Below are 358 nucleotides of genomic sequence, written 5' to 3' on the forward strand. Positions count from 1 at the left end.
GGTGTCGTTCGTGCCGGTGTACGTGCTGGTCTCGCTCATGCGTTCACCCTGGCATCGCGCCCTGTGACCGCGAGCAGGCGGACCTGGAGCGGGGCGTCCTCGCCGACCTCGACGGGAGCGGCGTAGAGCCCCGTCGCTGCGAGCGACTCGATCTGCGGCTCGAAGTGCTGCCACACCGCCTCGACCAGCTCGTCCGGCAGGCGGTCGTCGCTCCCCGTGGCGCGAGCGAGGTCCCACGTGTGGATCGTGATGTCGCTGGTCTGCTCGGCGAGGTACTCGCCCGCGGTCACGACGTCGGTCTCCAGGTGCACGGGGGTGTCGCTGGGGGCCTTCGTCCACGCCGTCGTCGCCGCGGTCG

General features: G+C 71.5%; 1 pseudogene. It reads right to left on the reverse strand.

What is annotated here, in order from left to right:
• Window positions 1–35: 35 nt before the first annotated feature.
• Window positions 36–358, reverse strand: a pseudogene (locus BIU90_RS02755) (TIGR03086 family protein); the annotation flags it as partial.

This window comes from Curtobacterium sp. MCBA15_001 (assembly GCF_001864835.1).
Taxonomy (GTDB): domain Bacteria; phylum Actinomycetota; class Actinomycetes; order Actinomycetales; family Microbacteriaceae; genus Curtobacterium.